We start from the raw sequence: 13,192 nt of genomic DNA, 5'->3' as shown, positions 1-13,192 counted from the left end.
CGCCCCTAGAGTGTGACGCATGACCGATGCCCCGTCCGAGCCCGGACCCTCCCCGCGCCGCTGGTCGCGCCGCCGTCCGAGCGCGTCGCCTGCGGCAGCGGCGGACGGTGCGCCCCCGACGGATGCGCTGCTCGTCCCGGAGCAGCCCGTGCGTTCGGTGGGCGCGCTCATCCAGCGGCCCTTCGTGCTCGGCTTCCTTGTCGTCCTCGGCGGTCTCCTGGCCGTCGGGCTGACGTCTGCCATCGCCGACCTCGCCACCATCTGGATCTACATCGCCTTCGCGCTGTTCGCCGCCCTGGGCCTCGATCCCCTCGTGCGCCGGCTGGAGCGTCGCGGTGTCGGCCGGGCATGGGGCATCGTCATCGTCTACTTCGTGTTCGCGATCGTCATGGTCGGCGTGCTGTGGCTGGTCATCCCGACGGTCGTGGGTCAGATCGCCCAGTTCATCCGCGATCTGCCCTCGACGATCGCCGGCTTCCAACAGACCGACTTCTACCTGTGGGCACGCGACCAGTTCGGCGACCAGGTGCCCGCGCTGCTGAACGAGATCCAGCGATTCCTCAGCGACCCCGCGAACCTCGCCGCGATCGGCGGCGGCGTGCTGCAGATCGGCGTCTCGATCGGCACGACGATCTCGGGGATCATCATCATCATCGTGCTGAGCCTGTACTTCCTCGCCTCCCTGCCGGAGGTCAAGCAGGCGTTCTACCGTCTCGTGCCGGCACGCAACCGTCCCCTCACGGCGGAGCTCACGGAGGAGATCACGGCCTCGGTCGGCGGCTACCTCGGGGGCATGATCATCCTCGCGTTCTTCAACTCCCTCGTGACCTTCCTCCTCTACTCCGTGCTCGGGTTGCCCTTCCCGCTGCTGCTGGCCGTCGTGTCGTTCTGCATCACGATCATCCCGCTGGTCGGAACGGTGCTGTTTTGGGGCATCGGCTCCGTGGTCGCCCTGTTCACGAATCCGCTGTCGGCCCTCGTCTTCGCGGCCGCGTATCTCGTGTACATGCAACTCGAGGCATACGTGCTCACCCCTCGCGTCATGAACAAGACGATCGCGGTACCCGGGTCGCTCGTGGTGATCGGTGCGCTCGTCGGAGGCACCCTCATGGGTCTGCTCGGCGCGCTCGTCGCGATCCCCGTGACCGCGTCGCTCCTGCTCGTGCTGAAGAAGGTGTGGATCCCCCGCCAGGACGCGAAGGTCTAACCCGCCGCGCCCGGCCGGTCGGCGAGCAGCTGGCTCGGCGACGGCGTGGACACGCGATGGCGCACACGCCCCGGGATACCGGTGCGCAGATCGAGCGCGAGGGATGCCACGTCGTCCGAGCGCTGTCCGGCCACCAGCAGCGTGTCGCGCGCGACGAGGTGGTGCCGTGGCCAGGTCACGCCGCTCTCGACGAGGGCGACGGGCTGCACGGTCGCGCCGGTGCCGCGCACGCGCAGCGTCGCGATCGTGTCGGTGCCCCGCAGCCCGACGTAGGCGAACTCGGCGTCGGCGGACAGCGAGATCTCGGCCGCGGCATCCGCACCGGGGAGCGCCCCGGGCGAGACGGGACCGGCGGCGACCAGCCGCCACCCGGCGCCGTCCGACGGAGGAGCGAGCACGAAGAGCTCGAGCGAGAACTCCGTCACGACGTAGAGGTGACCGCTGGGGTGCCACACGGTGTGCCGCGGCCCGGTGCCCTGCGGGAGCACCACCCGGTCGACTTCGCGAAGTCCGTCCGCAGACGGATGCCACGCACGCACCTGGTCGAGTCCGAGATCGGTCGTGACGACCGTCCGCGTCCCCACGAAGCGGGCGTGATGCGCGCGGGAAGGGCGATTCATGTCGAACGCGGCATACGGATCGTTCGCCGCCCCGGCGACGACGCCTGTCCCCACCCGGCCGTCCGCCGCCAGCGGGACCCGTACCACCCGGCCGTCGCCCCAGCACGACGCGACCAGCCAGCGACCGCCGGGCTCGACGGCGACGTGGCAGACGAGCTCCCCCACGGCAGCCGGCTCGCCCAGCACCGCGAACGAATCGGGACCGGTGCGACGGAACGCCTGCACCACTCCGCCGTGCTCGAGCGCCGCATAGAGCACGTCGAGAGTCGGATGCCAGGCCAGCCACGACGGCGACCCACCGGTGCGCACGGCATCCGCACCGGTCGAGAGCTGTCCACCCGCGAGCGGACCGTCCGGCTCGCCCGCGTGGACGACGCCGATCCCGGTGGCCGCGCCGTCACCGTCGGCGGTGTAGGCGCCGACGAAGAACCTCACGGGGGCTCAGTCGACGAGGTCGTGGCGCACGATCACCGCGTCGCGGGACGCGCCGACACCGATGACCGAGATGCGGGTGCCGCTCATGGCCTCGAGGGCCAGCACGTAGTCCTGCGCCTCGAGGGGAAGGTCGTCGAAGGTGCGGGCCTTCGAGATGTCGTCCTTCCACCCGGGGAAGTACTCGAGGATCGGCGTCGCGTGGTGGAAGTCGCTCTGGTTGACCGGCACTTCCTCGAAGCGTTCGCCGTCGACGTCGTAGGCGACGCACACCGGGATCTGGTCGAGGCCGGTGAGGATGTCGAGCTTCGTCAGCACCAGGTCGGTGATGCCGTTGACACGCGTCGCATAGCGCGTGATCGGGGCGTCGTACCAGCCCACGCGGCGCGGGCGTCCCGTCGTCGTGCCGAACTCGAAGCCGCGCGTGCGCAACCACTCACCCTGTTCGTCGAACAGCTCCGTCGGGAAGGGCCCCGAACCGACGCGCGTCGTGTACGCCTTCACGATGCCGACGATGCGGTCGAGGCGGTTCGGACCGACGCCCGAGCCGGTCGCCGCGCCGCCGGCCGTCGCCGACGACGACGTCACGAACGGGTACGTGCCGTGGTCGACGTCGAGCATCGTGGCCTGGCCACCCTCGAACACGACGACGTCACCGGCATCCAACGCGTCGTTGAGCAGCAGACCCGTGTCGCAGACCATCGGACGCAGGCGATCGGCGTAGGACAGCAGGTCGTCGACGATCTCGTCGACCGTGATCGCGCGGCGGTTGAAGACCTTCACCAGCAGGTGGTTCTTCTGGTCGAGGGCGCCCTCGACCTTCTGGCGCAGGATGTTCTCGTCGAAGAGGTCCTGGATGCGGATGCCGACGCGGTTGATCTTGTCGGCGTAGCTCGGACCGATGCCGCGGCCGGTGGTGCCGATCATGCGCTTGCCCAGGAAGCGCTCGGTGACCTTGTCGAGCGTGCGGTGGTACTGCGTGATGACGTGGGCGTTCGCGCTCACCTTCAACCGGGAGGTGTCGACCCCGCGGGCGGCGAGCGCGGACAGCTCGGCGAAGAGCACCTCGAGGTCGATGACGACGCCGTTGCCGATGACGGCGTTGACGCCGGGCGAGAGGATGCCGGACGGCAGCAGGTGCAGGGCGTACTTCTCGTCGCCGATGACGACCGTGTGACCGGCGTTGTTGCCGCCGTTGAACTTCACGACCCAGTCGGTGCGCTCACCGAGGAGATCGGTGGCCTTGCCCTTGCCCTCGTCCCCCCACTGGACTCCGACGATGACGATGCCTGGCATGGGTGCTCCCCCGTGGATGGACGGTGAGTCCCCATTCTATCGGGGCCGTCCGTGATTGCTTCCGCCGCCGAGATTGCACGAACTGTTGCGGATCCGGCCGCGCGACGACCGAATGCGCGCTCTCGACCGGTTCGCGTGGGGGGCGGTAGCCTGCGGGGATGCGCGTCGACACCTGGTCCGTTCTGCGGCTCGTGATGGGCGTGGTCATCATCGCGGCCGTCGTCACGCAGCTGGTGGCGTCGATCACCTCGACGATCGAGCTGGGTCGCGACCTCGGCACCGTGATCGCCAACTTCTTCAGCTTCTTCACGATCCTCTCCAACGTGCTCGCCGCGACGACGCTCCTGTGGGCGGGGATCGCCGGACTGCGCGCCGGACGGGATGCCGTCGAGAGCCCGGCCCTCGCGACGACGCTGGCCTGCGCCACCACGGCGATGGTGATCACGGGCATCGTCTATAACGCCCTCTTGCGGAACATCACCCTGCCGCAGGGGAGCGAGCCGGTGCCCTGGTCGAACGAGGTGCTCCACCTCATCGGCCCGCTGTTCCTGCTCCTCGATCTGCTCTTCGCGCCACGCCGGCGCGGACTGCCGTGGCGATCGATCGCGGTGGTGCTCGCGTTCCCGCTCGTCTGGAGCGCGTACACCCTCTTGCGCGGTCCCCTCGTGACCAATCCGGCCAACGGGGAGCCCTGGTGGTACCCGTATCCGTTCCTCAACCCGAACGGTCCGGGCGGCTGGCCCGCGGTGATCGTCTACATCGTGGTCATCTCGCTCGCCTTCGTCGCGGTGGGCGCATTCACGGTGTGGATCGGCCGGCGCCGCACGACGGCATCCGTCACGGCCTGACGCTCGACCCTCGACCCGCGCGGCCTTCGCCGACGCGCGGCCTTCGCCGGCGCCGTCTCGTGGGTGGCTGTCGATGCCACCCGCGGCTCGGCGCGGACGAACGCGGCCGCGACGCCGTTCGCGAACCCGCCCGACGCGGCGGGCCGTGTGTCCAGTAGGAACGACACAGGGCGTAACAGGGATTCGGTCGGCGCGGTGCCGGGCGGCGAGACTCGAAGCACGCGTCGACGAACCACCGGGCGCGACCCCCCGCAGAGAGGCCTGCCCGCGTGATTGCGCTCGAACACGTGTCCAAGCGATACGGCGACGTCCCCGCCGTCGACGACGTCTCGCTCACCATCCCCACGGGGGAGATCTTCGGCATCGTCGGGCAGAGCGGAGCCGGCAAGAGCACGCTCGCCCGCATCGTGAACCTCCTCGAACGACCGGATGCCGGATCCGTCACGGTCGACGGCACCGAACTCACTTCCCTCGGCGACGCCGATCTGCGGGCCGCGCGGCGCCGCATCGGCATGGTGTTCCAGCGGTTCAACCTGCTGGGGAGCCGCACGGTACGCGCCAACGTGGAACTGGCGCTCGAACTCGACGGCACGCCGCGGGAGCAGCGCCGGGCCCGCGCGCTCGAGATGCTCGATCTCGTCGGGCTCAGTCACCGCGCCGAGGCGTCGGTCCACGAGCTGTCGGGCGGCCAGCAGCAACGCGTCGGCATCGCCCGCGCGCTTGCGGCGCGACCGAGCGTGCTGCTGTCCGACGAGGCCACCAGCGCCCTCGACCCGGAGACGACGACCGCGATCCTCGACCTGTATCGCCGCATCAACGCGGAACTCGGGCTCACGGTGCTCCTCATCACCCACGAGATGGACGTCGTGAAGACCGTGTGCGATTCCGCCGCGCTCCTGGAGGCGGGCCGGGTGGTCGAGAGCGGCCGCCTGGTCGACATCATCCGCACGCCCGGCTCCCGCCTCACCGCCCAGCTGTTCCCGCTCGGCGCGATCCCGTCGACGGTGGCCCCGGATGCCACGGTGATCGACATCACGTTCGCCGGCGGCACCGCCGACCGGCCGGTGATCGCCCAGCTCGCCCGCGACCACGGCCTCGACGTGTCGATCCTCGGGGCGCTGATCGAGCGGATCGGCGGCACGCAGGCGGGGCGCACGCGCCTCGAAGTGCCGGATGCCGCGGCATCCGCCGTGATCGACGACCTCCGCGGCCAGGGGCTCCTCGTCGAGGTGCTCCGGACGGGAGTCGCCGCGTGAACGATCAGCTCTTCACGGTGCTCCTCGTCGCCACGGGGCAGACGCTGTACATGGTCGGATTCGCCCTCCTCGCGACGGTGATCGTCGGCCTGCCGCTGGGTGTCGTGCTCGTCGGCACGGAGGAGGGACGCTTCCTGGAGGCGCCGTTCGGATCGAGGCGCCTCGGCGTCGTCATCAACCGCACCCTCGACTTCATCGTCAACCTCGGCCGATCGGTGCCGTTCATCATCCTGATGGTCGCCCTCATCCCGTTCACGAGAGTGGTGGTCGGCACGTTCATCGGCCCGACGGCCGCGATCGTCCCGCTGTCGGTCGTCGCGATCCCGTTCTTCGCGCGCATGGTCGAGATCGCGATCAAGGAGGTCGACCCGGGGCTGCTGGAGGTCGCGTCGTCGCTCGGCGCGAGCCGATGGCAGCTGGTCACCAAGGTGCTCCTGCCCGAGGCCGCACCGCCGATGCTGCTCGGTCTCTCGACCACGGTGACCTCGATCATCAACTTCTCGGCGATGGTCGGCACGGTCGCCGGCGGCGGACTCGGCGACGTCGCCATCCGCTACGGCTACCAGCAGTACAGCTGGATCCACATCGTCTCGGTGATCGTCATCATCTTCGCGATCGTGATGGTCCTGCAGTCGCTCGCCTCGTGGGGCGCCCGCCGCCTCGCCCGCCGCTCCTCCCGCCCGCCGCGTCGCGCTCGCGGCGCGGCCCTCGCCCCGTCGCCCGCGACGTCCGGCGCCTCGCACCTTGCTCCCTGACCGGCATCCCGAAAGGACCACACCATGACTCGCAAGCTCCCCCTGTTCGCGGCGGCGACCGCTGCCGCCGCCCTCCTGCTCACCGGCTGCGCGGGCGGCACCGCGCCCGCCACCGACGCGTCGGGCGACAGCCTCGGCACGCTGAAGGTGGGCGCGCTGCAGACGCCCGCCGGCGACATCCTGAAGCACGTCGCCGAGAACGGCGCCGCCGAGCTCGGGCTCACGATCGAGTTCGTGCCGTTCACCGACTACAACACCCCGAACACGGCGCTGGCCGACGGGTCGATCGACGCGAACCTGTTCCAGAACTCGACGTTCCTCGAGACCTTCAACGCCAACACCGGCGAGGACCTCGTGAGCGTGGGCGAGGCGTACCTGCCGACGGCCGCGTTCTACTCGACCAAGATCTCGAGCCTCGACGAGCTCGCCGACGGCGCCTCGATCGCGATCCCCAACGACCCGACGAACGAGGGGCGCGCGCTGAAGATGCTCGCCGCCGAGGGACTCATCGAGGCGACCGACGACGTCGTCGACCTCTCGGGCGTGACGGCGAACCCGCGGGGCTTCGAGTTCAAGGAGATCGAGAACGCGACGCTGCCGCAGGCGCTTCCCGACGTCGACACGGCGTTCGTGACGATCAGCTTCGCGCTGCCGGCGGGGCTCACCGCCGACCAGGCGATCCTCATCGAGGGCGCCGACAGCCCGTACTACAACGTGCTGGCCACGCGTCCGGAGCTCAAGGACGACCCCCGCATCGTCGCGCTCTACGACCTCCTCACCTCGCAGGACGCCGCCGACTACGAGCAGGAGACCTGGGGCGGCCTCGTCGTCCCCGTGACCGACTGACACCGCATCGCCCCTTCGCCGGCGTCGAAGTGCGGGTGCATCTCCACGGCATCCGCGGTTCGGCGCCGGCGAACGCGTTCGCGCCGCGTCGCGTCACGTTCGAGCTACCGTCACGAGCGACCGTCACGAGGCCGGAGCGAACGCGGATGCCTCAGTAGACTTGATCCCATGTCGAAGGTCCTCCAGTCCCTGCCCGTCGGCGAGCGCGTCGGCATCGCCTTCTCGGGAGGCCTTGACACCTCCGTCGCCGTCGCGTGGATGCGCGACAAGGGCGCCGTCCCCTTCACCTACACGGGCGACCTCGGTCAGTACGACGAAGACGACATCGCCTCGATCCCCGGGCGCGCCCTGCAGTACGGCGCCGAGGCGTCGCGTCTCATCGACTGCAAGCCGCTCCTCGTCGAAGAGGGTCTCGTGGCGCTGGCGTGCGGCGCGTTCCACATCCGCTCCGGCGGGCGCACGTACTTCAACACGACGCCCATCGGCCGCGCCGTCACGGGCACGCTGCTCGTGCGCGCGATGAAGGAGGACGGCGTCGACATCTGGGGCGACGGCTCCACCTACAAGGGCAACGACATCGAGCGGTTCTACCGCTACGGCCTGCTCGCCAACCCGGCGCTGCGCATCTACAAGCCTTGGCTGGATGCCGACTTCGTGACGGAGCTCGGTGGTCGCAAGGAGATGAGCGAGTGGCTCGTCGCCCACGACTTCCCCTACCGCGACTCGGTCGAGAAGGCGTACTCGACCGACGCGAACATCTGGGGGGCCACGCACGAGGCGAAGACCCTCGAGCACCTCGACGTGTCGCTGGAGGTCGTCGAGCCCATCATGGGCGTGCGCTTCTGGGACCCGTCGGTCGAGATCGCCACCGAAGACGTGTCGGTCACTTTCGAGGCGGGACGCCCCGTCGCGATCAACGGCGTGGAATTCGCGGATGCCGTTGCCCTCGTCCAGGAGGCGAACGCGATCGGCGGTCGCCACGGCCTGGGCATGAGCGACCAGATCGAGAACCGCATCATCGAGGCGAAGAGCCGCGGCATTTACGAGGCCCCCGGAATGGCGCTGCTGTTCATCGCGTACGAGCGTCTGGTCAACGGCATCCTGAACGAGGACACCCTCGCGACCTACCACGAGCAGGGCCGCCGCCTCGGCCGGCTCATGTACGAGGGGCGGTGGCTCGAGCCGCAGTCGTTCATGCTGCGCGAGTCGATCCAGCGGTGGGTGGGGTCTGCCGTGACCGGCACCGTCACGCTGCGCCTGCGCCGCGGCGAGGACTACACGATCCTCGACACCACCAGCCCGAACCTGTCGTACTCGCCGGAGAAGCTGTCGATGGAGCGCGTCGGCGACGCGGCCTTCGGCCCGACCGACCGCATCGGGCAGCTGACGATGCGCAACCTCGACATCGCCGACTCCCGCGCCCGTCTCGAGCAGTACGCGGGCCTGGGTCTCATCGGTGGCGCGACGGCGGAGCTCGTGGGCGAGCTGGTGTCAGGCGAGTCGGCGGAGATCACCGGCCACGCGCGGCCGTACTACGCCGAGCGCGAGGAGCTCGCCGAGGCGCTCGACGAGGCATCCGAGTCGGCGTCGTTCGACTTCGGCGCCGACTGATCCCCGCCGGTCGTCGAGCGGGCGCGCCCCGGCCGGTCGTTGAGCGAGCGCAGCCCGGTCGTTGAGCGAGCGCAGCGAGACGAAACGCCGCACCCCACCCCCGCCACGCCCGGTCGTTGAGCGAGCGCAGCCCGGTCGTTGAGCGAGCGCAGCGAGACGAAACGCCGCACCTCGCCCCCGCCACGCCCGGTCGTTGAGCGAGCGCAGCGAGACGAAACGCCGCACCCCACCGCACCATCGTTTCGTCTCGGCCGCTCCGCTCCCTCGCTCAACGACCGACACCCCACCGCACCCCACCGCACCACCGTTTCGTCTCGGCCGCTGCGCGCCCTCGCTCAACGACCGACACCCCACCGCACCCCGGCCGGTCGTTGAGCGAGCGCAGCGAGACGAAACGCCGCACCACCCCACAGCTCAGTCCCCAGGGGAACGGCGGCGATGTGCGGCGCTCCAGCCGCGCACGGCATCCAGTCCACCCTCCGCAAAGGCGATGCGCTTGGCGTGACTCCATCCCTGCAGCCGCTTCTCCCACGCGAACGCCTCATCGATGCGCGCGCACTCGCTCGACCAGTACAGCTCGACCGGACGTCGACGTCGCGTGTACGCCGCGCCCTCTCCCGCCTGGTGCTGCGCGAGCCGCCGCGCGAGGTCATGCGTGCTCCCGACGTAGAGCGTCCCGTCGGAGCAGCGCAGCATATAGACGTACGGCATCGGATGAGCGTACGGATGCCGCGGGGCATCGGTTCCATTCATCCACACCCGTTTCGTCTCGGGCGCTGCGCGCCCTCACTCAACGACCGGTACCCGCCTCGCCCGGTCGTTGAGCGAGCGCAGCGAGACGAAACGCCGCACCCGGTACCCGCCTCGCCCGGTCGTTGAGCGAGCGCAGCGAGACGAAGCGCCGCACCCCGCCCCACCACCGTTTCGTCTCGGGCGCCGCACGCCCTCGCTCAACGACCGAAACGCGGCGCCGCACGCGCATCGCTGAGAGTTCGCCCAGATAACTTGCACACGCATGTGTAGTTTCGTACGCTGGAGCCATGAGCACGACCGCGCCGGCGCGTCGCCCGAGAAGGGATGCCGCGGCCAACCGCGCAGGAATCCTCTCGGCGGCAGCCACCACCCTCGCCCACGACCCGCACGCGTCGATCGACACGATCGCCCGGGCCGCCGGCCTGACGCGGCGCGCGCTCTACGGCCACTTCGACGACCGCGACGCACTCCTGCGCGAACTCATCGACGCCGGCGCTCCGCGCTTCAACGCGATCGCCGACGCCGTCGACGGAACCGACCCCGCACCGCTCGCACTGGCTCGCCTCACCGATCGACTGTGGACGGAGGCGGCCCACGTCCAGGTGGCCGCCGCCCTCGCCCTCGATGAGACGCACGTCGAGTGGACCGCCGCCGCCCTCGCTCCGCTGCGGCGCACGGTGGCCGAGCTCGTCCGGCGCGGGCAGGCCGACGGCATGCTTCGCACCGACGTCGCCGGCCCGACGGTCGCGCGACTCATCGAGGAGACGGCGCGCGTCGTCGTCACCCGCCTCGACGCCTCCTCCCCCGACGCCCGCCTCCTCGCCGTCCGTGCCGTGCTGTCGATCGCCGGCCTGTCGTGGCGCGAAGCGGATGCCGTCCTCCTCTCTCTCGATACGGAGCCCTGATGCTCGTCGAACTCGCCGACGTCTCGAAGGGTCGGCGCGGTCTCGCACTGCCCGACACCACGCTCAGCTACCGCAGCGGCCGCGCCGCGCTCGCCATCGCCGAGACCGAGCAGCGCCCCACGGTGCTCGGTCTCATCGCCACCGGACGCATGCGCCCCGACACGGGCCGCGTCACGATCGACGGTCGCGCCGTGCCGCGCGACCTCCGTCGTCGCACCGCCCTGGTGGATGCGCCCGACGTGAGCGAACCCGCGCCCGACGTGGCACTGGCCGGTGTGGTCGGCGAGGAGCTCATGTTCGCCGGCCTCCCGTCCGACCCGCTCGCGGCCCGACGGTGGCTCGACGAACACGGCCTCCGTCACCTCTCGCGAGTTCCGATCGCCGACGTCGCCCCCGTCGACCGACTGCGCGTGCTGCTGGAGCTGGCATCCCGCCGCCCCGGCATCGAGGGTCTCGTGCTCGTCTCTCCCGACCGCCACGGCGCCGAACCCGCGCAGTGGTGGCCGCTCGTGGAGGAGTTCGCCGATCGCGGCTTCGCGGTGCTCGTCATCGCGGGGCGCACGGCAGCGGCCGTCGTCGCGGAGACCACCGGCTCGGCGCGTCGCCGTCGGCCGCGTGCCAGCGGCGTGCGCCTGCGAGGCGTCCGCGGGCGGATCGCGGGAGGTGCGCGATGAAGATCCCCGCGCTCATCTCGGCGGAGTTCCGTCGCCTCACCGCGACCCGCATGTCAGTCATCGCGCTCATTGCGCTCACGCTCGTGCCGGTGCTCTACGGCGGCCTGTACCTGTGGGCGAATCAAGACCCGTACGGCAAGTTCGAGGACGTGCCGGTGGCTTTGGTCGACCTCGACGCGGGCGTGCCGGCATCCGCGAATCAGGATGCCGCTGACTACGGTGCGCAGGTGGCGGACCAGCTGCTCGACGGCGGCGCGTTCGACTGGCAGCTCCTCGGGGCCGACGCCGCCGCCGATGCCCTCCGCAACGGCGATGTCGACTTCACCGTGACACTCCCCGCCGACTTCTCCGCCGCGCTCACGAGCGCCGGCGGCGACGACCCCCACCAGGCAACGATCGTCCTGTCCACCAACGACGCCAACAACTACCTCGCGTCGTCGATCGGTTCGCAGGCGGTCGAGAAGATCCGACGCTCGGTCGCCGAACTCGTCGGTGAGGAAGTAGCCGGACGCCTGCTCGACGGCATCGCCGACATCCGCGCGCAGCTCGTGACGGCCACCGACGGCGCGACGAAGCTCACCGACGGTGCCGACGACGCGGTCGCCGGCGCGACCACGCTGGCCGACGGCGCGGGCGAACTCTCGAAGGGAGCAAAGACGGCGGCGACCGGGGCGAAGACCCTCGCCGACGGTGCCGACACGCTCGCGTCGGGTTCGGCGCGCGTCGCGTCGGGAGCGGCCCGAGTCGCCGACGGCGCCCAGCAGGTGGCCGACGGCACGGCGACCCTCGCCGGGTACGCCGACCGCGCCGGCGACGCCGTCGATCGCGCCGTCGGGCTCCTCCCCGACGCGCGGGCCGACATCGAGCGTGCGCTCACCGAGCACGGGCTCTCGGCATCCGAGGTCGCCGCGGTGCTCGCCGAACTCGACCCGCTCGGCGACGCGCTGGCGACCGGCGCCGACCGCGTCGACGCCGCCGTCGGCAAGGTCGACGCCCTCGCCTCCGGTGCCGCCCAGGTCTCCGACGGCGCCGATCAGGTCGCGTCGGGCTCGGCGCAGGTGTCCAACGGGGCCGAAGAGCTCGCGGACGGCGCGGGGCGACTGGCATCCGGCACGTCCGAGCTGTCCGACGGGGCGGCGCGACTCGACGCGGGGGCGGAGCGTCTGCGCGCGGGCCTCAGCACGCTCGCGAACGGCGCGGACGAGCTGCGGGCGGGACTCGCCGACGGAGTCGCGGCCCTCCCCGACGCGTCGGCCGACCTCCGCGCCGCGCAGGCCGAGACGATCGCCGACCCGGTCGCGGTCGACAGCAGCAGCACCGCGCACGCGTCGGACTACGGCGCCGGGCTCGCACCGTTCTTCGCCGCCCTGGCCGCGTGGATCGGCATCTACGCCCTGTTCCTCATCGTCAAGCCGGTCTCCCGTCGCGCCGTCACGGCGCTGCGCTCGCCCGTCCGGATCGCTCTCGCGGGCTGGCTCACCCCCGCCCTCCTCGGCGCGGTGGGCATGATCGTGCTGTTCGGGGTGCTCTCCCTCGCCCTGGGATTCGGGTTCGCCCACCCGCTCGGCACCCTCGGCATCCTGGTGCTCGCGTCGTTCACCTACGCGGCGATCATCCTGGCGCTGAACGTGTGGCTCGGCTCGGTCGGTCAGTTCGTCGGGCTCGTGCTCATGGTGCTGCAGTTGGTCACAGCCGGCGGCACCTTCCCGTGGCAGACCCTCCCCGGCCCGCTCGCCGCCCTCCATCACGTGCTCCCGATGGGCTACGTCGTGGATGCCATGCGCCAGCTGATGTACGGGGGTGCCCTCGACCGCGTCGCCGGCGACGTGGCGGTGCTCCTGCTGTGGCTCGGTGCCGCGCTCGGGGTGGCGATCGCGGGCGTCGCCCGCATGACGCACCGCCGCACCCTGCGCGATCTGCAGCCGAGCCTCATCGGCTGACGCGCGCCCGCAGACGCACGCGTCCACGTGCCCGCGGCCCGGCTGAGCG

The 13,192-nt window shown here is 71.0% G+C and carries 12 protein-coding genes; 9 read left to right on the top strand and 3 right to left on the bottom strand.

Annotated elements, in window-relative coordinates:
* Window positions 1–19 precede the first annotated feature (19 nt).
* Window positions 20–1,207 carry an AI-2E family transporter gene (locus P0Y48_12405; protein WEK13246.1) on the top strand — a complete coding sequence of 396 codons (1,188 nt, stop codon included), beginning with the start codon at window positions 20–22 and terminating at the stop codon, window positions 1,205–1,207.
* Here P0Y48_12405 and P0Y48_12400 read toward each other — a convergent pair.
* Together P0Y48_12400 and P0Y48_12395 are read right to left on the bottom strand one after the other, a co-directional pair.
* Window positions 1,204–2,262, bottom strand: a complete 1,059-nt coding sequence (locus P0Y48_12400; protein ID WEK13245.1) for a beta-propeller fold lactonase family protein — start codon at window positions 2,260–2,262, stop codon at window positions 1,204–1,206. The genes P0Y48_12405 and P0Y48_12400 overlap by 4 nt on opposite strands.
* 6 nt (window positions 2,263–2,268) lie before the next feature.
* Entirely contained in the window at window positions 2,269–3,555 is a 1,287-nt protein-coding gene (locus P0Y48_12395) for an adenylosuccinate synthase (protein ID WEK13244.1), read from the bottom strand.
* 158 nt (window positions 3,556–3,713) lie between these two features.
* Here P0Y48_12395 and P0Y48_12390 point away from each other — a divergent pair, with 158 nt between their 5' ends.
* From P0Y48_12390 to argG, 5 genes are all read left to right on the top strand, one after another.
* Window positions 3,714–4,403: a Pr6Pr family membrane protein gene (locus P0Y48_12390; protein ID WEK13243.1), complete on the top strand. Its 690-nt coding sequence runs from the start codon at window positions 3,714–3,716 to the stop codon at window positions 4,401–4,403.
* 269 nt (window positions 4,404–4,672) lie between these two features.
* A complete protein-coding gene (locus P0Y48_12385) occupies window positions 4,673–5,659 on the top strand; it encodes an ATP-binding cassette domain-containing protein (protein WEK13242.1) in 987 nt (328 codons plus the stop codon).
* Window positions 5,656–6,414 (top strand): ABC transporter permease, encoded by a 759-nt coding sequence (locus tag P0Y48_12380; protein ID WEK13241.1) that lies wholly within the window; start codon window positions 5,656–5,658, stop codon window positions 6,412–6,414. Before P0Y48_12385 ends, P0Y48_12380 begins: the two co-directional genes overlap by 4 nt.
* 24 nt (window positions 6,415–6,438) lie before the next feature.
* On the top strand, window positions 6,439–7,260 hold the full coding sequence (locus P0Y48_12375) for a MetQ/NlpA family ABC transporter substrate-binding protein (protein WEK13240.1): 822 nt from the start codon (window positions 6,439–6,441) through the stop codon (window positions 7,258–7,260).
* A gap of 168 nt (window positions 7,261–7,428) precedes the next feature.
* The gene (gene argG / locus P0Y48_12370; GenBank protein WEK13239.1) at window positions 7,429–8,871 is read left to right on the top strand and encodes an argininosuccinate synthase; all 1,443 of its coding nucleotides are present in this window, start codon (window positions 7,429–7,431) and stop codon (window positions 8,869–8,871) included.
* Between the two features lie 414 nt (window positions 8,872–9,285).
* Here argG and P0Y48_12365 read toward each other — a convergent pair whose 3' ends face one another.
* Window positions 9,286–9,582, bottom strand: a complete 297-nt coding sequence (locus P0Y48_12365) for a GIY-YIG nuclease family protein (protein ID WEK13238.1) — start codon at window positions 9,580–9,582, stop codon at window positions 9,286–9,288.
* Window positions 9,583–9,911: 329 nt separating this feature from the next.
* Between P0Y48_12365 and P0Y48_12360 the strand changes: the two genes are divergently transcribed.
* Genes P0Y48_12360 through P0Y48_12350 form a run of 3 tightly spaced genes read left to right on the top strand, consistent with a single transcriptional unit; the run spans window position 9,912 to window position 13,143 of the window.
* Window positions 9,912–10,529 (top strand): helix-turn-helix domain containing protein, encoded by a 618-nt coding sequence (locus tag P0Y48_12360; GenBank protein ID WEK13237.1) that lies wholly within the window; start codon window positions 9,912–9,914, stop codon window positions 10,527–10,529.
* Window positions 10,529–11,203, top strand: coding sequence for a hypothetical protein (locus P0Y48_12355; protein ID WEK13236.1), 675 nt, complete (start codon window positions 10,529–10,531; stop codon window positions 11,201–11,203). The genes P0Y48_12360 and P0Y48_12355 overlap by 1 nt, the downstream gene beginning before the upstream one ends.
* On the top strand, window positions 11,200–13,143 hold the full coding sequence (locus P0Y48_12350; protein ID WEK13235.1) for a YhgE/Pip domain-containing protein: 1,944 nt from the start codon (window positions 11,200–11,202) through the stop codon (window positions 13,141–13,143). Before P0Y48_12355 ends, P0Y48_12350 begins: the two co-directional genes overlap by 4 nt.
* Window positions 13,144–13,192 lie beyond the last annotated feature (49 nt).

Source organism: Candidatus Microbacterium phytovorans (assembly GCA_029202445.1).
Taxonomy (GTDB): Bacteria; Actinomycetota; Actinomycetes; order Actinomycetales; family Microbacteriaceae; genus Microbacterium; species Microbacterium phytovorans.
The sequence above is the reverse complement of the archived record's forward strand: the minus strand, read 5'-3'. Positions and strand labels throughout refer to the sequence as shown.

What these genes read in the sequence shown, in the direction of transcription:
- argG (WEK13239.1), top strand. Translation starts at nt 7,429, where the DNA reads ATGTCGAAGGTCCTCCAGTCCCTGCCCGTCGGCGAGCGCGTCGGCATC.
- P0Y48_12395 (WEK13244.1), bottom strand. Translation starts at nt 3,555, where the DNA reads ATGCCAGGCATCGTCATCGTCGGAGTCCAGTGGGGGGACGAGGGCAAG.
- P0Y48_12365 (WEK13238.1), bottom strand. Translation starts at nt 9,582, where the DNA reads ATGCCGTACGTCTATATGCTGCGCTGCTCCGACGGGACGCTCTACGTC.
- P0Y48_12390 (WEK13243.1), top strand. Translation starts at nt 3,714, where the DNA reads ATGCGCGTCGACACCTGGTCCGTTCTGCGGCTCGTGATGGGCGTGGTC.
- P0Y48_12405 (WEK13246.1), top strand. Translation starts at nt 20, where the DNA reads ATGACCGATGCCCCGTCCGAGCCCGGACCCTCCCCGCGCCGCTGGTCG.
- P0Y48_12375 (WEK13240.1), top strand. Translation starts at nt 6,439, where the DNA reads ATGACTCGCAAGCTCCCCCTGTTCGCGGCGGCGACCGCTGCCGCCGCC.
- P0Y48_12360 (WEK13237.1), top strand. Translation starts at nt 9,912, where the DNA reads ATGAGCACGACCGCGCCGGCGCGTCGCCCGAGAAGGGATGCCGCGGCC.
- P0Y48_12355 (WEK13236.1), top strand. Translation starts at nt 10,529, where the DNA reads ATGCTCGTCGAACTCGCCGACGTCTCGAAGGGTCGGCGCGGTCTCGCA.
- P0Y48_12350 (WEK13235.1), top strand. Translation starts at nt 11,200, where the DNA reads ATGAAGATCCCCGCGCTCATCTCGGCGGAGTTCCGTCGCCTCACCGCG.